Genomic DNA, 21,369 nt, shown 5'->3' on the forward strand with positions numbered 1-21,369 from the left:
CCTCACAGCTCGAAGGACTCGTGGTGGATACGGCGGTCGGGCACCCCGGCGGCGCGCAGCGCCCCGTACACCTCGCGGGCGAAGCCTTCCGGCCCGCACAGGTACACGTCGTGCCCGGCGAGTCCCTCCGGCACGGCCGCCCGCAGCGACTCGGCGGTCAGGCGCGGGCGTTCGCCGTAGGGACCGTTGAGGAGGTAGTGCACCCGCGCCCCGCGCCACCGGGCCAGGGCCTCCAGCTCGCCGCCCAGCGCGAGGTCCTCCACCGACCGCGCCCGGTACAGCAGGGTCACCTCGCCCGGCAGGGTCTCGAACAGCGCCCGCAGCGGGGTGACCCCGACGCCGCCCGCGATCAGCAGCGCCCGGTGCGAGGTCCGCCGCTCGGCGGTCAGCGCGCCGTACGGACCCTCCGCCCACACCCGGGTGCCGGGCCGCAGCAGCGCCACGGCCGTGCTGTGGTCGCCGAGCGCCTTGACGGTGATCCGCATCCGGTCCCCGCGGGGCGCCGCCGACAGCGAGTACGGCGTCGACGTCCACCACATGCCCCGGGTGAGGAACCGCCAGCGGAAGAACTGCCCCGCCTGCGCGTCCAGGCCCGCCAGCCCGTGCCCGTGCACGACGACGGACCACACGCCCGGCGCCTCCCGGTACACGGACTCCACCCGCAGCCGGTGCCGCAGATTGAGCCGCACCGGCACGAGCACCCGGAACCACAGCACCAGCGCCGCCACACCCAGGTACAGCGCGTACCACGCGGCCTGGGCCGGCCCGGCCGTGAGGTCGGAACCCAGCTGGACCTGGTGGAAGAAGGTCAGGAACACGGCCGCGTACGTCAGCAGGTGGACGTAGTACCAGAACTCGTGCCCGACCCGGCGCCGCACCGCCCGTGCCGAGGTGATCCCGACCGCGAGGAGGACCACGGTGCCGGCGGTCGCCTTCAGCATCTCCGGGTAGTCCAGGACCACCGTCAGCGTCTCGTGCACGAGCGACTGGCCGTCCTGGGCGGCGTACCCGGCCAGGATCAGCACCACGTGCGCCACCAGCAGACTGATCGTGTAGCGCCCGGCCATGGCGTGCCAGCGCGCCACCCGGTCCGAGCCGATCCGGCGCTCCAGCAGCGGCACCCGCGCCATCAGCCCGACCAGCACGGCACAGGCGTATCCGCACAGCAGCCCGGCGATCCGCCCGCCGTTCGTCAGCCAGCCCGCCGCCCCGACGACGGAACCGGTGTTCGCCCACCACAGCGCGACCGCGCCCGCCGCCCCGCCCCACAGCAGGGCGAGCAGCGGGCCCGCGGGGGAGCGCCGGGCGGTGCGCGGCACGGGTGGCGCCGTCCGCTCGTGCAGGGTGGTCATGGGTGCGTCCTTTCGTCCTGACAGGACGCAACTGTGCGGGCCGAACTTCTCAGAACGCTCTGAAACGGCGCCCCTCAGAGCGCACTCAGAGGAAACTCAGAGCAACCGAGGGCGGTGTCGGGCCACGGCAGGGGCGATCCTTGAAGGGCCACGCACACGTTCCCGTGAAGCCACTTTTGTGAAGGGCCATGAACACCACCCGCTCCGGCCGCCCCGCCCTCGCCCGCCCCGACGGCACCCCCCTGCGCGTCCTCGTCGTGGACGACGACGAGGACCTCGCCGAGGTCCTCTGCGGCGCCCTGCGCTACGAGGGCTGGCAGGTGCGCACCGCCGGCGACGGGGCCTCGGCGGTCGCCGCGGCCCGCGAGCTGCTGCCCGACGCCGTCGTCCTGGACGTGATGCTCCCCGACACCGACGGCTTCGCCGTGCTGCGCGGGCTGCACGCCGTCAAGCCCGACGTGTGCGTGCTCTTCCTCACCGCCCGCGACGCCGTCGAGGACCGCATCGCCGGGATCACCGCGGGCGGCGACGACTACGTCACCAAACCGTTCAGCCTGGAGGAGGTGGTCGCCCGGCTGCGTGGACTGCTGCGCCGCGCCGGCATGGCCCGGCAGCTGGAGGAGGGCCCGCGGCTGATCATCGGCGACCTGGTCATGGACGAGGAGGCCCGCGAGGTGACCCGCGCGGGCGAGCTGATCGAGCTGTCCCCGACCGAGTTCGAACTGCTCCGCTTCCTCATGCGCAACCCCCGGCGCGTGCTCAGCAAGGCCCAGATCCTCGACCGGGTGTGGTCCTACGACTTCGGCGGCCGCGCCCATGTCGTCGAGCTGTACATCTCCTACCTGCGCAAGAAGGTGGACGCGGGCCGTGAACCGATGATCCACACCGTGCGCGGCGCCGGATACGTGCTCAAGCCGGTGACCCCGTGACCTCCGCCTTCGTCCGCCGCCTGCCCCGCCCGCACACCCTGCGCGCCCGGCTCACCTGCGGTCTGGTGGTGCTGCTGGCGGTGAGCTGTGCCGCGGTCGGCCTGGCGGCCGTCGTCGGACTGCGCGGCTTCCTCACCGGCCGGCTCGACGAGCAGCTGACCGAGGCCGGCAACCGCTTCGCGGTCAGCCTGGAGCACAACGGAACCCTCCCTGACGACCACGACGGCGACGAACGCGGCGACACCCGCCACCAGGCCACCGGCACCTTCGGCGCCCGCCTGGTCGACGGCACGGTCACCCACGCGGCGGTCGTCCGCCCGAGCGGTACGAAGCACGTCTCGCTGACCGACGGCGACCGACGACAGCTCGCCGCCCTCCCCGCCGACGGCAAGGGCCACACCGTGGACCTCGCCGCGCTCGACGACTACCGGGTGCTCGTCACCAGCGGCGCCGACGGCGACGTCCTGTTCACCGGCCTGCCCCTGGAGCCGGTGGAGGCCACGGTCCACCGCCTGGAACTGCTCGCCGGGATCGTCTTCGGCCTCGCCCTCACCGTCACCGGGGTGGCCGGGGCGCTGTGGGTGCGCTGGTCGCTCCGCCCGCTCAGCCGGGTGGCGGCGACCGCCACCCGGGTCAGCGAACTGCCGCTGGCCAGCGGCGAGGTGGCCCTGCCGCCGCGGGCCCCGGAGTCCGACCCGCGCAGCGAGGTCGGCCAGGTGGCGGGCGCTTTCAACCGGATGCTGGGCCACGTCGAGGACGCGCTCACCAAACGGCAGGCCAGTGAGGAGCGGCTGCGCAGCTTCGCGGCCGACGCCAGCCACGAGCTGCGCACCCCGGTCGCGTCGGTGCGCGGCCACGCGGAACTGGCGCTGCTGCACCCCGGCCCGGTCCCGCCGGAGGTCACCCGGGCCCTGGAACGCATCGCCGCGGAGTCGTCCCGCATGGGTGAGATGGTCGACGAGATGCTGCTGCTGGCCCGGCTGGACGCGGGCCGCCCGCTGGAGCGCCGCCCGGTCGACCTGACGATGCTCGTGCTGGACGCGGTGACGGACGCCCGGGCCGCGGGTCCCGACCACCGCTGGACCCTGGAACTCCCCGAGGAACCGATCACCGTCACCGGCGACGCCCACCGCCTCCAACAGGTGTTGGCCAACCTGTTGGCCAACGCGCGTGGGCACACACCCGTGGGCACCAAGGTGACGGTCTCCCTGGAGACCGAGGGCACGTGGGCCGTCCTCAAGGTCCACGACGACGGCCCCGGCGTCCCCGAGGACATTCAGCCCGGCGTCTTCGAACGCTTCACCCGAGCCGACCGCCGCCGCACCGATGCCCCGGGGGGCGGCGCGGGCCTGGGCCTGTCGATCGTGGCCGCGGTGGCCGAGGCTCACGGCGGTGAGGTGAGCCTGCACAGCGCACCGGGCTCGACCACCTTCACGGTCCGGCTCAGTACCGAGTGATCGCCGTGGGCCCGCCCGTCGTACCGATGGCGATGTGCGGCTGCCGCCCGGGATCGGCCCAGCGCAGGATCCGCCGCATCGCGTCCCCGGACACGGACACGCAACCCGCCGTCGCCCCGCTCCCGTTGACGTGCAGGAAGATCCCGGCTCCCCGCCCGCGCACCGGCTTCGCGTAGTTGAACCCGATCACCAGGGCGTACGCGTACTGCTTCTCGTAGGAGATCAGGTGCTCGGACTCGGCGGCCCGGCAGTCCTTGGCGCGGGGCTCGCTCCAACGGTTGTAGACACGCGAGTCGTTGTCCTGGCACCACCATGAACTCCCGCGCACGGGGCGGTACTTGTATGCCGTCCCGCTCGGCGCGCCCTTGATGCCGAAGGCGTACGGCAGGTCGTAGAGCCCCGCCGGCGTGGTGTTCGTCCCCTGTTTGCGCGAGGCGCCCTCCACCAGCCCGTTGGCCCCGAACCGCGCGTCCGCCGAACCGGCCTTCACCCACCGGCCGTCACGCAGGTCCCACCAGGTGACCGTGCCCGAGGTGGACGAGGTCCTCGCGGCGACCGCGGTGATCAGCTGGGTCCCGCCGCCGGTGTCGGCCATGCGGGCGGGAAGCGGTGGCTGCCCGCCGCCGGGCGCGGCGCCGAGCAGGAGGAGGGACGCGGACGCGAGAGCCGTGGCGACGGCGGGGGAGCCCATGGCTCAGACGGTAGAGGGCGGCAGCGGCAACGGCAGCCCGGGCAGGCCGTCCAGGCTGGTCGCGATGTGCTCCTTCTTGGCGAAGTAGGCGCTCAGCGACTCGTCGTCCTCGCGCGCGAACCGCCTGCCGTGCAGGTCGCGGTCCTCGTCGTACGTCATGAAGGGCACCGCGTAGCCGCAGGAGTCCCGGATCGTCCGGGCCGTCACGACGATGATCGCCCGCAGGCCGTGCAGGCTCGGGTCGATGTCGGGGAAGTGCGTGAGCAGTTCCTTGAAGCGGGGGTCGTCGCGCAGCACCGCCTCGCCGTCGCCGTGCACCCGGACGATGTTGGGCGGGCCCTGGAAGGCGCACCACATGAGGGTGATCCGGCCGTTCTCCCGCAGGTGCGCGACGGTCTCCGCGGTGGATCCGGCGAAATCCAGGTAGGCGACGGTGAGTTCGTCGAGGACGGCGAAGGAGCCCTTGAGGCCCTTGGGGGACAGGTTGACCGTGCCGTCGCCGGAGAGGGGGGCGGTCGCGGTGAAGAAGAGGGGCTGCTCCTCGATGAAGGTACGCAGCCGGCCGTCTATGCGCTCATAGGTCTTTCCCATGTCTAACGATTATGGGGTCAGATCTTTCGCCTGTCTAATGAATTCCGGTATCCGTTTTTACAGGCCGTCCGGCATGCCGGCGGCCGCCCCGGCCGGCGCATCACTCGGGGCGGCCACGGCACCTGTCACGTCACTGGGTGAGCGTGCAGGCGGCCAGGGAGTTCAGGCCCTGGGGCTTCTCGGCGGTCCGGCCGATGGAGATGGCGATACGGTCGATGGTGGACGTCCGCTTGCCCTCCAGGGGGCCGAGGATGGCGTTCTGGACGAAGTTGGGTCCGCCCTGGCCGACGGTGTCGACCAGGCGCTTGTTGGCCTCGTCGATCTGGGTCTGGAGGAGCGTGAGGTTGCGGTCGACCTCGGCCTGGGCGGAGGCCGGGATCGCCGGGAGTTGGGAGGCGACGTCCGGGCAGCTGATGGTGCCGACACCGGCGTTGCCCGCGTCCTCGCCCGCAGTGCCGGTGTCCTGGCCCGTGTCCCCGGCGGCGTCCGAGGCGGTGGCGCTCGGCGTGGCCTCGGCCGCGCCGCCCGCGCCCGCCTCCTCGCCCGCTCCGGCGCCGCCGTCGGCGTTCAGGGTGCAGGGCGCGAGCGCGTCCAGGCCCTGGGGCTTCTCGGCGGTCCGGCCGATGGCGGTGGCGATCCGGTTGACGGTCGCGATCCGCTTGTCCTCCAGGGGGCCGAGGATGGCGTTCTGGACGAAGTTGGGTCCGCCCTGGCCGACGGTGTCGACCAGGCGCTTGTTGGCCTCGTCGATCTGGGTCTGGAGGAGCGCGAGATTGCGGTCGACCTCGGCCTGTGCGGAGGCCGGGATCGCGGGGAGCCGGGAGGCGACGTCCTGGCAGGTGATGGTGCCGGGGCTCGCGAGGGTGCGGGCGGTGGTGTCGCCGCCGCTCTTGGAGCTCTCCCCGGCGAGGGCGGAACCGGCGATCACCGCACCGGTCAGCACCAGTGCGGTAGCGCTGCCGATGAGGGCGACGCGGCGCTTGTTGTACTTCGGAAGAGCCCTGGACATGCGGATGCCTCACAAGGGTCGGGAGTGTCTTCGAGTTCGTCGTGTGCACAAACGCGGCGCCTGCGTTCGGGGGGAGGTACGGGCAAGCGGTTTCTCCTGTTCAAAGGGAGACCAAAAACAGGGTCAGATTGACGAATCATGCAGAGCTCTGCATACTCATGCATAACCCTGAATGCGGCGATGAGGAGCAACGCAAGTGAGCAGCAACAGCGGTGACGTCCGGCTCTGGGGCGGCCGTTTCGCCGACGGTCCCGCCGAGGCCCTGGCCAAGCTGTCCGCGTCCGTGCACTTCGACTGGCGGCTGGCCCCGTACGACATCGCCGGTTCGCGTGCCCACGCGCGCGTGCTCCACAAGGCGGGCCTGCTCACCGAGGACGAGCTCCAGCGCATGATCGCCGGGCTCGACCAGCTCGAAGCCGACGTGGCCTCCGGCGACTTCGTCGGCACCATCGCCGACGAGGACGTCCACACCGCCCTGGAGCGCGGTCTGCTGGAGCGCCTCGGCCCCGACCTCGGCGGCAAGCTCCGCGCGGGCCGCTCCCGCAACGACCAGGTGGCGACCCTCTTCCGGATGTACCTGCGGGACCACGCCCGGATCATCGGCGGCCTGATCGCCGACCTCCAGGACGCCCTGATCGGCCTGGCGGAGGCCCACCCGGACGTGGCGATGCCCGGCCGCACCCACCTCCAGCACGCCCAGCCGGTCCTCTTCGCCCACCACGTCCTCGCCCACGTCCAGTCCCTGTCCCGGGACGCGGAGCGGCTGCGCCAGTGGGACGACCGTACGGCCGTCTCCCCCTACGGCGCGGGCGCCCTGGCCGGTTCCTCCCTCGGCCTGGACCCGGAGGCGGTGGCCAAGGACCTCGGCTTCGAGCACGGCAGCGTCGGCAACTCCATCGACGGCACGGCCTCGCGTGACTTCGTCGCGGAGTTCGCCTTCATCACGGCGATGATCGGCGTGAACCTGTCCCGCATCGCCGAGGAGGTCATCATCTGGAACACGAAGGAGTTCTCCTTCGTGACCCTGCACGACGCCTTCTCCACGGGCTCGTCGATCATGCCGCAGAAGAAGAACCCGGACATCGCCGAGCTGGCCCGGGGCAAGTCCGGCCGCCTCATCGGCAACCTGACGGGCCTCATGGCCACGCTCAAGGCGCTGCCCCTCGCCTACAACCGCGACCTCCAGGAGGACAAGGAGCCGGTCTTCGACTCCTGCGACCAGCTGGAGATCCTGCTCCCCGCCTTCACCGGCATGATGGCCACCCTCACCGTCAACCGCGAGCGCATGGAGGAACTGGCCCCGGCCGGCTTCTCCCTCGCCACCGACATCGCCGAGTGGCTGGTCAAGCAGGGCGTTCCGTTCCGCGTCGCCCACGAGGTCGCCGGCGAGTGCGTCAAGGCCGCCGAGGCCGAGGGCAAGGAGCTGGACGAACTGACGGACGACCAGTTCGCCAAGATCTCCGCCCACCTGACCCCGGAGGTCCGCACGGTCCTCAACGTCCAGGGCGCCCTCGCCTCCCGCAACGGCAGGGGCGGCACAGCCCCGAGCGCCGTGGCGATCCAGCTGGCGGAGGTCAAGGCGGACGTGGCGGCACAGCATCAGTGGGCGGTGGCGAAGGGTCTTTAGGGGCGCGGGGAACTGCGCGAGCAACCACGAAGCACCCGCACCCGCACCATGCACCGCGCCCCCCGACCTCTGAAGTGAAGGTCATCGCGGGTTAAGTTGGGAACAGCCTGGAGCCGACCCAACGGAGCCCGCGATGCCTTTCGCCCGCCTGGCCACCGCAACCACCCCCACCTGTCACATCGGGCTGGGCCTCGCAGCCGTCGGCCGCCCCGGCTACATCAACCTCGGCCGCGACGAAGACCTGGGCCGCGCGGAGACCCGCAGCGTCGAAGCCCTGCGCACCCGCACCCACGAACTCCTCGACGCCGCCTACTTCCAGGGCGTGCGCTACTTCGACGCGGCCCGCTCCTACGGCCGCTCGGAGGAGTTCCTCGCCGACTGGCTGAACGCCCGCCCCGACATCGACGACGTGGTGATCGGGAGCAAGTGGGGCTACACCTACACCGCCGCCTGGACGACCGACGCGGACAAGCACGAGGTCAAGGACCACAGCGTCGCGTCCTACGAACGCCAGCGCCGCGAGACCGCCGAGCTCCTCGGCGACCACCTCGACCTCTACCAGATCCACTCGGTGACCCCGGACAGCCCGGCCCTCACCGACAAGGAACTCCACGCCAAGCTCGCCGAGGCCGCCGCCGACGGCATCAGCATCGGCTTCTCCACCAGCGGCCCCGCCCAGGCGGACGCCATCCGCGCCGCACTGGAGATCACGGTCGACGGCGTGCCCCTCTTCCGTACCGTCCAGTCGACGTACAACGCCCTGGAGACCTCCGCCGCCCCCGCCCTCGCCGAGGCCCACGACGCCGGACTGACGGTGATCGTCAAGGAGGGCATGGCCAACGGCAGGCTCGCCGACCCGTACGCGCCGGACGCCTTGAGGGCCGTAGCGGCAGAAACGTCCCTCGGCTGTGACGCGGTCGCCCTCGCCCTGGTCCTGCGCCAGCCGTGGGCCGGTGTCGTGCTGTCCGGAGCGGCGACCACCAACCAGCTGGCCTCCAACCTGCACGCGGCGGTCGTGGACCTGGACGAGGATCAACTCGCGCGCCTGGCCGAGCTGGCGGAGGAGCCGCGGGCGTACTGGGAGAAGCGCGGCAGCCTGCCCTGGCACTAGAAAAACCCTGGTCAGCACCGCACTCATGAGACGTCCAAGCTCAGAATGAGACATCAATGTCTCACATGGGCTATGGTTGTCTCATGGCTGTCGATCGTTCCCATGTGCTGCGCAGTGCCGCGGCCCTGCTGACCCGCAAATCCACCGCGACCATGGACGAGGTCGCCAAGGCCGCGGGGATCAGCCGGGCCACCCTGCACCGGCACTTCGCCGGACGCGACGCGCTGGTACGGGCCCTTGAGGCGCTCGGCATCGAGGAGTGCGAGGCGGCGCTGGACGCGGCCCGGCTCGACGAGGGCCCGGCGCGGGACGCCGTACACCGCCTCGTCCGCGAGATCGAACCGGCCGCCGCCCTGCTCGCCTTCCTCTACACCGAGAACCAGCTGTTCGAGGGGGAGGGGCAGAACCCCGGCTGGACGAGGATCGACGAGCGCATCGCGGCGGTGTTCCGACGCGGTCAGGCGGCCGGCGAGTTCCGCATCGACCTGACCCCGGCCTGGCTCACCGAGGCGCTGTACGGCCTGCTGGCCTCCGGTGCCTGGGCGGTGATGGAGGGCCGCGTGGCGGCGAAGGACTTCACCTACATGATCGCCGAACTGCTGCTCGGCGGCGCACTGCGGCGGCACCCCCACCCGAGCACGGAACCGAGCACGGAACCGAGCACAGAACCGAGAGAGGAATCATGACCAGCACCCTGCAGCCGACGACCACGACCGAGGCGGTGACCAAGCGCCCGGGCCGGTGGCTCGCGCTGTCCGTCCTCGTGCTCGCCGTGCTGCTGGTGGCCGTCGACGCGACCGTCCTCGGTCTCGCGACCCCCTACATCAGCGAGGACCTGAAGCCCACCGGCTCCCAGCTCCTCTGGATCGGCGACGTCTACTCCTTCGTCATCGCGGGTCTGCTCGTCTCGATGGGCAGCCTCGGTGACCGCATCGGCCGCAAGCGCATCCTGCTCGTCGGCGCCACGGCGTTCGGCGCGATATCGGTCCTCAACGCCTATGCCACGACACCGGAGTTGATGATCCTCGCCCGCGCCCTCCTGGGCGTCGCGGGCGCGACCCTCATGCCGGCCACCCTGGCCCTGATCCGCAACCTCTTCCACGACCCGCGCGAACGCAGTCTCGCCGTCGGCATCTGGGGCGCGACCGCGTCCGCGGGCACCGCGATCGGCCCGATCGCCGGTGGCTTCCTGCTCGAACACTTCTGGTGGGGCTCGGTCTTCCTGATCAACCTGCCCGTGATGGCGGTCCTCGTCCTCGTCGGCGTCAAGCTGCTGCCCGAGTCCAAGAACCCGAACCCGGGGCCGTGGGACCTGACCAGCGTCGCCCTGTCCCTGGTCGGCATGATCGCGGTGGTGTACGCGATCAAGGAGACGGCCGCACACGGCTTCACCGTGGAGGCGCTCGGCGTCGGCGCGCTCGGCGCGGCAGCGCTCTACTGGTTCGTGCACCGCCAACTGACGCTGCCGACCCCGCTGTTGGACATGAGGCTGTTCCGCAACCGCGGCTTCAGCGCGGCGGTCCTCGCCGACCTGCTGACCATCCTCGGCCTGTCCGGCCTGGTCTTCTTCCTCTCCCAGTACCTGCAACTCGTGCAGGGCCGACGTCCGTTGGAGGCGGGTCTCGCCGAACTCCCCGCCGCGGTGGGCGCGGTGACGGCCGGTCTGGTCGCGGGCTGGGCGGCCCGCCGCTGGTCGGTCCGCGCGGTGGTCTCCGGCGGCCTGGCGGCGGTGGGCGTGGCGCTGGCCTCCCTGACGGTCATCGACCAGTCCACCGGCTACCCGTTGCTGGGCGCCGCCCTGCTGGTCGTGGGCATCGGCGCGGGCTTCTCCTTCACGGTCACGGCCGACGTCATCCTGTCGAGCGTCCCGAAGGAGCAGGCGGGCTCGGCGTCCGCGGTCTCGGAGACGGCGTACGAGCTGGGCGCGGCCCTGGGCATCGCCGTACTGGGCTCGATCGTGACGGGCGTGTACCGGGGGTTCGCGGCTCCGGCGGGTACACCGGAGGGCGCCCACGAGTCACTGGGCGGCGCGGTGGAGGCGGCGGCGAGGATGCCGTCGGACCAGGCCCGGGCGCTGCTCACGTCGGCGCGGGAGTCCTTCGTGGACGGCCTCACGATCGCAGCGGGCGCGGGAGCGGCGGTCCTGCTGGCGACGGCGGTGGCGGCGTGGTTCCTGCTCCGAAACCAGCGTCTGGAGAACGCCGCATAAGGGGCGCGGGGCTGTGTCGATGTGCGGCTCCGCCGCGTGAGCGCGACCAGCCCCCACAAGCCGTCAGCCGGAGAACTACGCGGCTTCCTTCGCCTTGGTCGCATACATGTCCACGTACTCCTGCCCCGACAGCCGCATGACCTCGGTCATCACGGAATCGGTCACGGCCCGCAGCACATACCGATCCCGGTCCATCCCGTCGTACCGTGAGAACTCCATGGCCTCGCCGAAACGTACGGTCACCTTGGCCGGCCGCGGCATTCCCGCCCCGCCCGGCTGAATCCGATCCGTGCCGATCATGGCGAAGGGAACCACCGGGGCGCCCGTCATTAGCGTCAGCCGCGCGATGCCGGTGCGCCCCCGGTACAGCCGCCCGTCGGGGGAGCGGGTGCCCTCGGGGTAGATGCCGAACACCTTGCCCTCCTCCAGTACGCGGCGCCCCGTCATCAGCGCCGCGACCCCGCCGCGGCCGCCGTCCCGGTCGACCGGGATCATGCCGGTTCCGGTGAAGAACCAGGCCATCAGCCGGCCCTTCAGGCCCTTGCCGGTGACGTACTCGTCCTTGCCGATGAAGAAGACCTGCCGGTCACAGACCAGCGGGAGGATCATCGAGTCGATGAAGGTGAGGTGGTTGCCGGCCAGGATGACCGGGCCGTCCCCCGGGATGTGCTCGGCGCCTTCCACCTGTGGGCGGAACATCAGGCGCATGATCGGTCCGAGCACTGCCTTGATGAGCGCGAAGCGGGACAACGGGCCCTCCGGTGTCAAGGGGATCGGTCTAAGTCTGTGCAGGTGAGGACGATACTCGCGGCCCGGGGGGTCTTGCACATCGGGTTCACCGAGGTCTTACGCACTGTTGACGCGGGTTTACCTGCGGTGGCGCGCGGAATACCGCCCGTAACCTGGCGGCCATGATGTGACGGACATCGCGTTCACGGCCTGACGGGCTGTCAACTTGCGCCTCACGCACGCCATCCCGCGTCACCCGCGTGTTCCGCCGGAGGTCTCCCGTCGGTCATGTGTACGCACCTACGATCGGCCCGCAGTGACGAGCCGACGCAAGGAGGGCGCTCATGGGATCGCAGGATTCGCAGGCCGGGAACGGGCAGACGGGTGGCACCGGACGGCGGGCGCTCCTCGGCGCGGCCGTGCTCGGCGCCGGGGGAGCCATCCTCGGCCTGTCCGGCACGGCGAGAGCCGCCGAGGCCGCCGGGTCCGCCGGGGCACGGCATGGTGGTGGGGTGAAGAGCCTGCCCGTGCCGACGATCATCGGTCACCGGGGCGCCAGCGGCTACCGGCCCGAGCACACGTTCGGGTCGTACCAGCTCGCCCTGGACCTGGGCGCGCATGTCGTCGAGGCCGGCGACCTGGTGCCGACGAAGGACGGTCATCTCGTCTGCCGTCACGAGCCGGAGATCGGCGGCACGACGGACGTCGCGGACCACAAGGAGTTCGCCGACCGGAAGACCACGAAGGTCCTGGACGGCGTCTCCGTCACCGGCTGGTTCACCGAGGACTTCACGCTCGCCGAGCTGAAGACTCTGCGGGCGGTCGAGCGCATCCCGGCCAACCGCCCGCACAACACCCTCTACAACGGGCGCTGGCAGATCCCCACCTTCGAAGAGGTCCTGAAGTGGCAGGACGAGCAGACCCGCAAGCGCGGCCGGCAGGTGTGGATCTACCCGGAGACCAAGCACCCCACCTACTTCCGCAAGCTCGGCCTGGGCCTGGAGGAGCGGGTCGCCAAGCTGCTGCGCAAGTACGGCAAGGACGGCCGCAACGCGCCGGTCATCCTCCAGTCCTTCGAACCGACCAGCATCCAGCGCCTGAACCGCCTGGTCGACAACCCGCTGGTCGTCCTGCTCTCCTCCGCGACCAGCCGCCCCTGGGACTTCGTCGAGGCGGGCGACCCGCGCACCGTCGCCGACCTGGTCACGCCCGCCGGGCTGCGCGAGATCGCCGGGTACGCCCAGGGCATCGGTCCCACCCTCGACCTGATCATCCCGAAGGACGCGAACGGCAACCTCACCACGCCGACCACCCTGGTCGCCGACGCGCACAAGGTGGGGCTGATCCTGCACCCCTACACCATGCGCAACGAGAACCCGTTCCTGCCGACGAGCTTCCGCAAGGGCACCGACCCCGACGCGTACGGCGATGTCTTCGGCGCCTACAGGACGTACTTCGCCACCGGCATCGACGGTGTCTTCACCGACAACCCCGACACCGGCCTGCTGGCCCGCGAGGACTTCGTCAACAGCTGAGCGCCCGACCCCGATCGGGGTGACAACCGGCCGTCCGGGCAACCCAACGCCCGGACGGCCGCGTCGTGAGCCATATGACGTCCGACCTGGTCACCGCCCCGCAGCACGACCTGCTCGCCACCCTCCGCCCGCTGCTCACCGCCGAGGCGTCCGCGGAGGCGCGCGCCTCCGGCGCCGAGCCCGGCGACCTGGAACAGGCGGTCTGGCTCCGTCTTCTGGAACGCCTCGACACCTACGGACCGCCCGTGGACCCGCCGGGCTGGCTCCGCCGGGCGGTCCGCTCCGAGGCGCGCCGCTCCCGTCGTACGGCCAGACTCGAACGGCCGTATGAGACGGACCCCGTGGACGCGGTGGGCCGCAGCCCCGAGGACCAGGCCCTGGCGGCCGCCGGCCGCCGCGCCCTGCGGGACGCCGTACGCCGTCTGCCGGGCCGCTGCCCGCGTCTGATGGAGGCGCTGCTCTCCCCGAAGGACCTCACATACCGGGAAATCGCGGGGGAGTTGGGTATCTCACAGGGCAGTCTCGGCCCGGAACGTTCCAGATGCCTGGGATGTCTCCGTCGTTTGCTCACACCGGAGGTTGCGGCTCGCGGAGCGCGGGGATAGGAGTGAGGGACGACAGGCGATCAGGTGAGCGGGAGGCGTGCGCACATGGGCATGAGCGTGACCATCTCTGCGGCGACCGTGCAGGACGCGGAGCAGATCTTCAGGTTGCAGTACCTGTGCTTCCAGAGCGAGGCGGCGCTGTACGGCAACTACCGCATCGATCCGCTCGTCCAGACCCTGGACTCGGTCCGCGCGGAGGTCGCCTCGGACTGCGTCTTCGTGGCCCGGCTCGGCGAGGAGGTCGTCGGTTCGGTCCGCGGCCATGTCACCGAGGACGGCTCGGCCGCCATCGGCAAGCTCTGCGTCCACCCCCGCCTCCAGGGCCACGGCATCGGCGCCCGGCTGCTGCGCGCGGCGGAAGCGGCCCTGGCCGAGGAGCGTGGCGCCACCCGCTTCCGCCTCTTCACCGGCCACCGCAGCGAGGGCAACCTGCGCCTGTACCGCAAGGTCGGCTACGAGGCGGTGGGCACCTCCCAGGGCGACGACGGCGTACCGATGATCGTCCTGGAGAAGCCCGCCGGGACGTTCGCGGCTACCGCGTAGCGGTCGCGGTACGGGACTTGCGGAGCCAGTACAGCGCGGACAGCGGCAGCAGCACCGGGATGAAGAGATAGCCCATGCCGTAGTCCGACCACACCGTCGCGTCCGGGAAGGCCGACGGCTCGATCAGGGTCCACGTGCCGACGATCAGCACACCCGCGAGCTCGGCGGCGCAGCACACCTGCGCCGCCTTGCGGGCCGTCTCGCCGCCCCGCACGAGCGAGTACGTGATGAACCCGTAGACCAGCCCCGCCACGGCGGACAGCGAGTAGGCGAGCGGCGCGCGGTCGAACTCGGTGGCGATCTGGTACGCCGAGCGCGACACGGCGCCGACGACCATCACCCCGTACAGCCAGACCAGCAGCATGCCCGGCCCGCTGATCAGCCGTGCCGGCTTCTCCTCGGTCGCCGCCACCTCAGCCTCCCCAGATGTCATAGAGCCGCACCTCGAGGACCGCCAGCACCACACCGCCGGCGGCCGCCGTCACCGAGCCCCACTTCGAGCGCTCGGTCAGCGACATCAGCCCCGCCGCCGGGACGCACGCGAACGCGCCCACCAGATACGCCACGAAGATCGTCGTTCCCTGCTCGGGCTTCTCGCCCCGGGCCAGCTGCACGATCCCCACGACCAGCTGGACCAGCGCCAGCAGCGACACCACGCCCATCCCGATGAAGTGCCAGTCCTTCGTCGGCTGGTCACGGTAGGCGGCCCAGCCGCACCAGGCGGCGAGCAGCAACGCGGCGACGCCGGTCACGAGCGTCAGGGCATCAAGCATGGGGCGACCCTATTACGGCGCGTCCGGCCGGCTGGGGTCGGCCCCGGCCTCGCTCTGACGTCCGTGCAGCGGGAATCGAGGGGCCGGCATCACCCCGTAGGGTCGACGGCATGAAGATACGTGCACAGGCCATGCTTTTCGACAACGACGGCACCCTCGTCTCCTCCCTCGACTCCGTGGACCGCTGCTGGCGGCAGTGGGCCGGGGAGTACGGGATCACGGCCGAGGAGTTCGGGCGGGTGGAGCTGCACGGGCGGACCGCCGCCGAGATAGCCGCCGATCTGCTGCCCGCCGACGTCGTCGCCGGGGCCGTCGCGCGGATCGAGGAGCTGGAGGTGGCCGACGTGCCCCATGGAGGCGTCCGCCTGCTGCCCGGCACCCGGGACTTCCTGGACGCGCTGCCCGCCGACCGCTGGGCCGTCGTGACCTCCGCCACCCGGCGGCTCGCCGAGGCCCGTCTCGACGCGGTCGGCATCCTGCCCAAGACGCTCGTCGCCGCCGAGGACGTGACCCGCGGCAAGCCCGACCCCGAGCCGTACCTGCTCGCCGCCCGCACGCTCGGCGTCGACCCCGCCCACTGCGTCGTCTTCGAGGACGCTCCCGCAGGCCTGCGGGCCGGGCGCGCCGCCGGCATGACCACCGTGGCCTTGGCCACAACCCACCGGGCCCACGAGCTCGACGCCGACCTGGTGGTCGAGAACCTCTCGGCCTTGTCCGCCCTGGTCACGGACGCCGGAGTGGAGATCTCCGTTCGCCCCTGACCCCTGTCCGCCGCTGTCCAGCATGCGGACAGCGGCGGCTGGTAAGGACCATACGTCTGCTTTACTGATTCCATGACCACGACGAGCAGCCGCACCCTTGCGACCGAGGCGACCATGACGCCCGGTGCTCGCTGTATGTGTCGAATGTGCGCCTTCTAGAGGGCCCCCGCACCACCCCAGAGCCTCGCGCCCCGAAGCGAGCAGCCGTGGCATGTCCGTACGTGTCCAGCCGTACGTGACCTTGCTGCCCCGCGCACACCGTTCCTCCCGTACCAAGGCACACCCACGCCTGCGTACGTACCCGACAGTGATGGAATCCCAGTGATCACCACAACGGGCCTGACCAAGGTCTACCGCTCACGCGGCCGCGAGGTCACCGCCCTCGACGGCGTCGATCTCCACGTCCGCGAAGGCGAGGTCTACGGCGTCATCGGCCAGTCCGGCGCCGGCAAGTCCTCCCTCATCCGCTGCGTCAACCTGCTGGAGCGCCCCACCGCCGGCACGGTCACCGTCGCCGGCCAGGACCTCACCGCCCTCGCCGGGCGCGGCCCGCGGGCCGGCCGGGAACTCCGCCAGGCGCGCAGCCGCATCGGCATGGTCTTCCAGCACTTCAACCTGCTGTCCTCCCGGACCGTCCAGGACAACGTCGAGCTGCCGCTGGAGATCCTCGGCAAGTCGGGGAAGGAGCGGTCGCGCAAGGCCCTCGAACTCCTCGACCTCGTCGGACTCGCCGACAAGGCCAAGGCCTACCCCGCCCAGCTCTCCGGCGGCCAGAAGCAGCGCGTCGGCATCGCCCGCGCCCTGGCCGGCGACCCCAAGGTGCTGCTCTCCGACGAGGCCACCAGCGCCCTCGACCCGGAGACCACCCGCTCCATCCTCCAGCTGCTGCGCGACCTCAACCGGCAGCTGGGGCTCACCGTCCTGCTCATCACGCACGAGATGGACGTCGTGAAGTCGATCTGCGACTCCGCCGCGCTCATGGAGCGGGGCCGCATCGTCGAGTCCGGGACGGTGAGCGAACTGCTCGCCACGCCCGGCTCCGAACTGGCCACCGCGCTCTTCCCGGTCGGCGGCGAGGCCACCGGCACTGACCGCACGGTCGTCGACGTCACCTTCCACGGCGAGGCCGCGACCCAGCCGGTCATCTCCCAGCTGTCGCGCACCTACAACATCGACATCTCCATCCTCGGCGCCGCCATCGACACCGTCGGCGGCCTCCAGGTCGGCCGGATGCGCATCGAACTGCCCGGCCGCTACGAGGACAACGTCGTGCCGATCGGCTTCCTGCGCGAACAGGGCCTCCAGATCGACGTCGTCGGTGAACCGCTGCTGGTGAAGGAAGGTGCCAAGTGACCTGGTCCGAGATGCAGCCCCTGCTGTCCCAGGCGTGTTGGGACACCCTCTACATGGTCGGCTGGTCCACCGTGATCGCCGTCGTCGGCGGTCTCCCGCTCGGTGTCCTCCTCGTCCTCACGGACCGCGGCGGACTCCTCCAGAACGTCATCGCCAACAAGGTCATCGGGCAGATCGTGAACGTCGCCCGGTCGATGCCGTTCATCATCCTGATGGTGGCCCTGATGGGCTTCACCCGCTCCATCACGGGCACCACCATCGGCCGGGAGGCCGCGATCGTGCCGCTCGCCATCGGCGCGATCCCGTTCTTCGCGCGGCTGGTCGAGACGGCTGTCCGTGAAGTGGACGGCGGGCTCGTGGAAGCCGTGCAGTCGATGGGCGGCAACACCTGGACCGTCGTCCGCAAGGTCCTCGTACCGGAGTCGCTGCCCTCGCTGATCGCCAGCACCACGACCACCATCGTCGCCCTCATCGGCTACTCCGCCATGGCCGGCACCGTCGGCGCCGGCGGCCTCGGCGACATCGCCATCCGCTACGGCTACCAGCGCTTCGAAACCCAGCTCATGTGGATCACCGTCGCGATCCTCGCGGTCGTCATCTCGCTCATCCAGTTCGCCGGCGACCTCGCCGCCCGCTCGCTGCACAGCCGCGGCGGCCAGCGGGGCCCCGCCCCCAAACTGCGGCTGCTGAAGGCCGCGACGGCCGACACCAAGACCGTCTGACGCCGCCCTCGGCACTCCCCACAACTTCCCCGCACCACCACCGCGGGGTCGCTCTGCCCAAAAGGAAAGGCACTTTTCGTGCGTAACACCGCAAAGCTCTCGACCGCTGTCCTCGCCGCCGGCGCCCTCACCTTCGGGCTCACCGCCTGCGGCTCCTCGGACTCCGACTCCGCCGCCTCCTCCGACACCAGCGGCCCGCTCGTCGTCGCCGCGAGCCCCGTCCCGCACGCCGAGATCCTCGACTACGTCAAGGACAACCTGGCGAAGAAGGCGGGCCTCGACCTGGAGGTCAGGGAGTTCACCGACTACGTCACGCCGAACACGGCGACGGAGGACGGCTCGGTCGACGCCAACTACTTCCAGAACCAGCCGTACCTCGACGACTTCAACAAGAAGAACGGCACCCACATCGTGCCCGTCGTCACGGTCCACCTGGAGCCGCTCGGCCTCTACTCCCACAAGGTGAAGAGCGCCGACGCCCTGAAGAGCGGTGCGACGATCGCCGTCCCGAACGACAGCGTCAACGAGGCCCGTGCCCTCAAGCTCCTCGACGCCAACGGGATCATCACGCTGAAGGACGGCGTGGGCAACGAGGCGACCCCGGCCGACATCACCAAGAACCCCAAGAACCTCAAGTTCAAGGAGCTGGAGGCAGCCCAGACCCCGCGCTCCCTGGACGACGTCGACGCCGCCGTCATCAACGGCAACTACGCCATCGAGGCCGACCTGAAGCCCGCCTCGGACGCCCTCGTCCTGGAGTCCGCGAAGGACAACCCGTACGGCAACTTCCTCGCGGTGAAGGACGGCAACGAGGACGACCCGCGCGTCAAGAAGCTCGCGAAGCTCCTCACCTCCGACGAGGTCAAGAAGTTCATCGAGGACAAGTACGACGGCTCCGTCATCGCGTCCTTCTGAACCTGACGGCGCGTATACCGCGTTTCGCCACGCACAGGGTCCACTCGCTCACCCCGGGTGGGCCCTGTAGTGCGGTTGGGTGCTTTCATGCTGCATGCTGGGCAGTTCAGCAGGAGCTCAGCAGGACTTGCAGTTTTCCGAAGGTTACGGAGCGGCGCATGACTAGCACCTTCCCCAACATCTCCATCAGCACGGAGCGGTTGGTGCTGCGTCCCCTCGACGAGGACGACGTGCCCGCGCTGACCGAGATGATGAACGACGAGCAGATCGTCGCGTGGACCGCCGTCCCCCAGCCCTTCACCGCGGAGAACGCGCGCGGCTGGATCACCGTGTACGCGCCCACCGAACGCGCCGCGGGCCGCGGACTCGCCCTCGCCGTGACGGAGTTCCTCACCCAGCGGCTGGTCGGCCTCGTCCAACTCACCAAGACCAACTGGCACATCCGGTCGACCGAGCTGTCGTACATCATCGCCCCCTGGGCCCGCGGTGAGGGCTACGCCTCCGAGGCCGCCCTCGCCACCGCCCAATGGCTCTTCACGGACCAGAAGTTCGAGCGCATAGAGCTCCGCACGGCCGCCGACAACACCGCCTCCCAGCAGGTCGCCCAGAAGATCGGCTGCATCAGCGAGGGCGTCCTGCGCAACGCCTGCATAGCGCGCGTCCACACCGAGGACGACACCTGGGCCGAGGTCCGTACCGACTTCATCGTCTGGAGCCTGCTGCCCGAGGACCTGGAGGGTGCCGGGGAGCAGCTGGCCGACACCAGCGGTTTCACGTCGTACGGCGACTGGAACTGAAACCACAGGGCGGCCAAGGGACCCCTGCCGCGTACGCCGGGTCGACCAGGTACCCTCACGGAGCCCGACCCTGACGACCTGCGCAAACCCTGGAGACTGACGACGATGGCCGACCGGGTCACGGTGATCGGCTGGGACGGCTCGCCCCTGACGGCAGCGGCACGCGCCGCGCTCGGCGCCGCCACGCTGGTGGCGGGCGCCGCCCACCACCTGGCGCTGCCCGAGGTACCGCCCGCCGCCGAACGCATCCGCCTCGGCAGCGTCTCGCTGGCCGCCCGCCGGATCGCCGGCCACCGCGGCACCGCGGTCGTCCTCGCGGACGGCGACCCCGGGTTCTTCGGAGTCGTACGCACCCTGCGCGCACCCGAGTTCGGCCTGGAGGTCGAGGTCGTCCCCGCCGTCTCCTCGGTCGCCGCCGCTTTCGCCCGCGCCGGCATGCCCTGGGACGACGCCCAAGTGGTCGTCGCACATCGGCGCACCCTGCGGCGCGCGGTGAACGTGTGCCGCGCCCACACCAAGGTCGCCGTCCTCACCTCGCCCGGCGCCGGCCCCGCCGAACTCGGCCTGCTCATGGAGGGCGTCCACCGCACCTTCGTCATCTGCGAGGAACTCGGCACCGACCGCGAACAGGTCACGATCCTCACCTCCGACAAGGCCGCCGACCACACCTGGCGCGACCCCAACGTGGTCATCGTCATCGGCGGCCCGGTGAGCACCGGCGAGGGCGGCGGCTGGATCTCCGGCCGCGAACCGGCCACCGGTCCCCGCGGCTGGACCCAGCCCGCCGAGGCGTACGACGGCCCGCTCGGCGAGGGCGAGACCGAGCCGCTGCGCGCGGCCCAACTCGCCCGCCTCGGTCCGCGCGTGGGCGACCTCGTGTGGGACATCGGCTGCGGCAGCGGCGCCTTCGCCGTCGAGGCCGCCCGGGCCGGCGCCGCCGTCATCGCCGTCGACCGGGACCTCACCGCCTGCGGCCGCACCGACGCCGCCGCGCGGCGCTTCGGCGTCCAGTTCCAGATCGTCCGCGGCACCGCCCCGCACGTCCTGGAGAACCTCCCCGAACCGGACGTCGTCCGCGTCGGCGGCGGGGGAGCCGCCGTCGTCTCCGCGGTCGCCGACCGCCGCCCGCAGCGCATCGTCGCCCACGCCTCGACCCGCGACGAGGCCGAGCTCCTCGGCCGCGACCTGACCGAGCACGGCTACCGCGTCGAGTGCGCTCTCCTCCAGTCCGTCGAACTCGACACCAGGGCCTGGACGGAGAAGGAGCGGAGCGTCGCGTTCCTGCTCAGCGGGGAGCTTCCGGACCGTACGGTGTGACCCGGTACGCCGTCCCGGTGATCCTGTTGTCGTACCGCGCGCGGTAGGCTGGCCGACTGTTGTACCGCACCCGGTGGCCCGGTCTTTCGTTCGTCAATGTCCGGAAAACGCGCCCGTTTTGGGGTGGGTGTGGTACGGCAGAACCGGAGGACGCGCAACGTGGCGCAGTCCACAGCGGGCTGTCGCGGATCAACCTGTCGCGACGGGGGAACGGCCGGGACAATGCCAGTTAATGGCTTTGTCGTCTTTCTCGGCAGGCCGTTCGTGCCGCTGGGCACGCACGCTCGTTCTTCACTGCGGGGGCGGTCGGTGCGCCGTTCCCGGTGAGCTGGTCGTAGAAGCA

Annotated in this window: 22 protein-coding genes; 15 read left to right on the forward strand and 7 right to left on the reverse strand. The window is 71.0% G+C overall.

From position 1 onward, the window contains the following. Positions 1–2: 2 nt before the first annotated feature. Positions 3–1,352: a ferric reductase-like transmembrane domain-containing protein gene (locus DI272_RS40140; RefSeq protein WP_109500080.1), complete on the reverse strand. Its 1,350-nt coding sequence runs from the start codon at positions 1,350–1,352 to the stop codon at positions 3–5. Between the two features lie 188 nt (positions 1,353–1,540). Between DI272_RS40140 and DI272_RS40145 the strand changes: the two genes are divergently transcribed. Both DI272_RS40145 and DI272_RS40150 read left to right on the forward strand, forming a co-directional pair. After that, on the forward strand, positions 1,541–2,281 hold the full coding sequence (locus DI272_RS40145; protein WP_109500081.1) for a response regulator transcription factor: 741 nt from the start codon (positions 1,541–1,543) through the stop codon (positions 2,279–2,281). Then, positions 2,278–3,738: a cell wall metabolism sensor histidine kinase WalK gene (locus DI272_RS40150; protein WP_258314815.1), complete on the forward strand. Its 1,461-nt coding sequence runs from the start codon at positions 2,278–2,280 to the stop codon at positions 3,736–3,738. The genes DI272_RS40145 and DI272_RS40150 overlap by 4 nt, the downstream gene beginning before the upstream one ends. Here the strand turns inward: DI272_RS40150 and DI272_RS40155 are convergent. The 3 genes from DI272_RS40155 to DI272_RS40165 form a co-directional block, all read right to left on the reverse strand. Continuing rightward, positions 3,725–4,429 (reverse strand): L,D-transpeptidase, encoded by a 705-nt coding sequence (locus DI272_RS40155; RefSeq protein WP_109500082.1) that lies wholly within the window; start codon positions 4,427–4,429, stop codon positions 3,725–3,727. The genes DI272_RS40150 and DI272_RS40155 overlap by 14 nt on opposite strands. Positions 4,430–4,432: 3 nt before the next feature. Beyond that, positions 4,433–5,020 (reverse strand): pyridoxamine 5'-phosphate oxidase family protein, encoded by a 588-nt coding sequence (locus tag DI272_RS40160; protein WP_109500083.1) that lies wholly within the window; start codon positions 5,018–5,020, stop codon positions 4,433–4,435. Between the two features lie 130 nt (positions 5,021–5,150). Further along, a complete protein-coding gene (locus DI272_RS40165; RefSeq protein ID WP_109500084.1) occupies positions 5,151–6,029 on the reverse strand; it encodes a hypothetical protein in 879 nt (292 codons plus the stop codon). 196 nt (positions 6,030–6,225) lie between these two features. Between DI272_RS40165 and argH the strand changes: the two genes are divergently transcribed. From argH to DI272_RS40185, 4 genes are all read left to right on the forward strand, one after another. Then, positions 6,226–7,656, forward strand: a complete 1,431-nt coding sequence (gene argH / locus DI272_RS40170; protein ID WP_109500085.1) for an argininosuccinate lyase — start codon at positions 6,226–6,228, stop codon at positions 7,654–7,656. Positions 7,657–7,789: 133 nt separating this feature from the next. Continuing rightward, a complete protein-coding gene (locus DI272_RS40175) occupies positions 7,790–8,767 on the forward strand; it encodes an aldo/keto reductase (protein ID WP_109500086.1) in 978 nt (325 codons plus the stop codon). Positions 8,768–8,850: 83 nt separating this feature from the next. Next, a complete protein-coding gene (locus tag DI272_RS40180) occupies positions 8,851–9,453 on the forward strand; it encodes a TetR/AcrR family transcriptional regulator (protein ID WP_181387468.1) in 603 nt (200 codons plus the stop codon). Beyond that, positions 9,450–10,976 carry an MFS transporter gene (locus tag DI272_RS40185; protein WP_109500088.1) on the forward strand — a complete coding sequence of 509 codons (1,527 nt, stop codon included), beginning with the start codon at positions 9,450–9,452 and terminating at the stop codon, positions 10,974–10,976. Before DI272_RS40180 ends, DI272_RS40185 begins: the two co-directional genes overlap by 4 nt. Positions 10,977–11,051: 75 nt before the next feature. On the opposite strand, the gene DI272_RS40190 is transcribed toward DI272_RS40185, so the two are convergent. Further along, positions 11,052–11,726, reverse strand: coding sequence for a 1-acyl-sn-glycerol-3-phosphate acyltransferase (locus DI272_RS40190; RefSeq protein ID WP_109500089.1), 675 nt, complete (start codon positions 11,724–11,726; stop codon positions 11,052–11,054). A 323-nt stretch (positions 11,727–12,049) separates the two neighbouring features. Between DI272_RS40190 and DI272_RS40195 the strand changes: the two genes are divergently transcribed. The 3 genes from DI272_RS40195 to DI272_RS40205 all read left to right on the forward strand — a co-directional run bounded on the left by DI272_RS40195 (position 12,050) and on the right by DI272_RS40205 (position 14,388). Further along, on the forward strand, positions 12,050–13,240 hold the full coding sequence (locus tag DI272_RS40195) for a glycerophosphodiester phosphodiesterase (RefSeq protein WP_109500090.1): 1,191 nt from the start codon (positions 12,050–12,052) through the stop codon (positions 13,238–13,240). Between the two features lie 74 nt (positions 13,241–13,314). Further along, complete coding sequence (locus DI272_RS40200) at positions 13,315–13,845, forward strand: RNA polymerase sigma factor (RefSeq protein WP_109500091.1); 531 nt, start codon at positions 13,315–13,317, stop codon at positions 13,843–13,845. Positions 13,846–13,890: 45 nt separating this feature from the next. Continuing rightward, the gene (locus tag DI272_RS40205) at positions 13,891–14,388 is read left to right on the forward strand and encodes a GNAT family N-acetyltransferase (RefSeq protein ID WP_109500092.1); all 498 of its coding nucleotides are present in this window, start codon (positions 13,891–13,893) and stop codon (positions 14,386–14,388) included. Here the strand turns inward: DI272_RS40205 and DI272_RS40210 are convergent. Further along, positions 14,378–14,821 (reverse strand): hypothetical protein, encoded by a 444-nt coding sequence (locus tag DI272_RS40210; RefSeq protein ID WP_258314816.1) that lies wholly within the window; start codon positions 14,819–14,821, stop codon positions 14,378–14,380. The genes DI272_RS40205 and DI272_RS40210 overlap by 11 nt on opposite strands. Further along, the gene (locus tag DI272_RS40215) at positions 14,802–15,161 is read right to left on the reverse strand and encodes a hypothetical protein (RefSeq protein WP_109500094.1); all 360 of its coding nucleotides are present in this window, start codon (positions 15,159–15,161) and stop codon (positions 14,802–14,804) included. Before DI272_RS40215 ends, DI272_RS40210 begins: the two co-directional genes overlap by 20 nt. A 110-nt stretch (positions 15,162–15,271) precedes the next feature. Between DI272_RS40215 and DI272_RS40220 the strand changes: the two genes are divergently transcribed. The 6 genes from DI272_RS40220 (at position 15,272) to cbiE (ending at position 21,026) form a co-directional block, all read left to right on the forward strand. Next, on the forward strand, positions 15,272–15,922 hold the full coding sequence (locus tag DI272_RS40220) for an HAD family hydrolase (RefSeq protein ID WP_109500095.1): 651 nt from the start codon (positions 15,272–15,274) through the stop codon (positions 15,920–15,922). 321 nt (positions 15,923–16,243) lie between these two features. Continuing rightward, positions 16,244–17,275: a methionine ABC transporter ATP-binding protein gene (locus tag DI272_RS40225; RefSeq protein ID WP_109500096.1), complete on the forward strand. Its 1,032-nt coding sequence runs from the start codon at positions 16,244–16,246 to the stop codon at positions 17,273–17,275. Next, positions 17,272–17,997 carry a methionine ABC transporter permease gene (locus tag DI272_RS40230; RefSeq protein ID WP_109500097.1) on the forward strand — a complete coding sequence of 242 codons (726 nt, stop codon included), beginning with the start codon at positions 17,272–17,274 and terminating at the stop codon, positions 17,995–17,997. Before DI272_RS40225 ends, DI272_RS40230 begins: the two co-directional genes overlap by 4 nt. Positions 17,998–18,075: 78 nt before the next feature. After that, positions 18,076–18,912 (forward strand): MetQ/NlpA family ABC transporter substrate-binding protein, encoded by an 837-nt coding sequence (locus tag DI272_RS40235; RefSeq protein ID WP_109500098.1) that lies wholly within the window; start codon positions 18,076–18,078, stop codon positions 18,910–18,912. A 158-nt stretch (positions 18,913–19,070) separates the two neighbouring features. Beyond that, complete coding sequence (locus tag DI272_RS40240; RefSeq protein WP_109500099.1) at positions 19,071–19,709, forward strand: GNAT family N-acetyltransferase; 639 nt, start codon at positions 19,071–19,073, stop codon at positions 19,707–19,709. Positions 19,710–19,814: 105 nt separating this feature from the next. After that, positions 19,815–21,026 carry a precorrin-6y C5,15-methyltransferase (decarboxylating) subunit CbiE gene (cbiE, locus tag DI272_RS40245; RefSeq protein WP_109500100.1) on the forward strand — a complete coding sequence of 404 codons (1,212 nt, stop codon included), beginning with the start codon at positions 19,815–19,817 and terminating at the stop codon, positions 21,024–21,026. Positions 21,027–21,369 lie beyond the last annotated feature (343 nt).

It is taken from the genome of Streptomyces sp. Act143 (assembly GCF_003143935.1).
Lineage (GTDB): Bacteria > Actinomycetota > Actinomycetes > Streptomycetales > Streptomycetaceae > Streptomyces.

Bases quoted from the DNA above. Each gene is read 5' to 3' on its own strand.
- DI272_RS40140 (WP_109500080.1), bottom strand. From the start codon at position 1,352: ATGACCACCCTGCACGAGCGGACGGCGCCACCCGTGCCGCGCACCGCC.
- DI272_RS40145 (WP_109500081.1), top strand. From the start codon at position 1,541: ATGAACACCACCCGCTCCGGCCGCCCCGCCCTCGCCCGCCCCGACGGC.
- DI272_RS40155 (WP_109500082.1), bottom strand. From the start codon at position 4,429: ATGGGCTCCCCCGCCGTCGCCACGGCTCTCGCGTCCGCGTCCCTCCTC.
- DI272_RS40160 (WP_109500083.1), bottom strand. From the start codon at position 5,020: ATGGGAAAGACCTATGAGCGCATAGACGGCCGGCTGCGTACCTTCATC.
- DI272_RS40165 (WP_109500084.1), bottom strand. From the start codon at position 6,029: ATGTCCAGGGCTCTTCCGAAGTACAACAAGCGCCGCGTCGCCCTCATC.
- DI272_RS40175 (WP_109500086.1), top strand. From the start codon at position 7,790: ATGCCTTTCGCCCGCCTGGCCACCGCAACCACCCCCACCTGTCACATC.
- DI272_RS40180 (WP_181387468.1), top strand. From the start codon at position 8,851: ATGGCTGTCGATCGTTCCCATGTGCTGCGCAGTGCCGCGGCCCTGCTG.
- DI272_RS40185 (WP_109500088.1), top strand. From the start codon at position 9,450: ATGACCAGCACCCTGCAGCCGACGACCACGACCGAGGCGGTGACCAAG.
- DI272_RS40195 (WP_109500090.1), top strand. From the start codon at position 12,050: ATGGGATCGCAGGATTCGCAGGCCGGGAACGGGCAGACGGGTGGCACC.
- DI272_RS40200 (WP_109500091.1), top strand. From the start codon at position 13,315: ATGACGTCCGACCTGGTCACCGCCCCGCAGCACGACCTGCTCGCCACC.
- DI272_RS40205 (WP_109500092.1), top strand. From the start codon at position 13,891: ATGGGCATGAGCGTGACCATCTCTGCGGCGACCGTGCAGGACGCGGAG.
- DI272_RS40210 (WP_258314816.1), bottom strand. From the start codon at position 14,821: ATGACATCTGGGGAGGCTGAGGTGGCGGCGACCGAGGAGAAGCCGGCA.
- DI272_RS40215 (WP_109500094.1), bottom strand. From the start codon at position 15,161: ATGCTTGATGCCCTGACGCTCGTGACCGGCGTCGCCGCGTTGCTGCTC.
- DI272_RS40220 (WP_109500095.1), top strand. From the start codon at position 15,272: ATGAAGATACGTGCACAGGCCATGCTTTTCGACAACGACGGCACCCTC.
- DI272_RS40240 (WP_109500099.1), top strand. From the start codon at position 19,071: ATGACTAGCACCTTCCCCAACATCTCCATCAGCACGGAGCGGTTGGTG.
- cbiE (WP_109500100.1), top strand. From the start codon at position 19,815: ATGGCCGACCGGGTCACGGTGATCGGCTGGGACGGCTCGCCCCTGACG.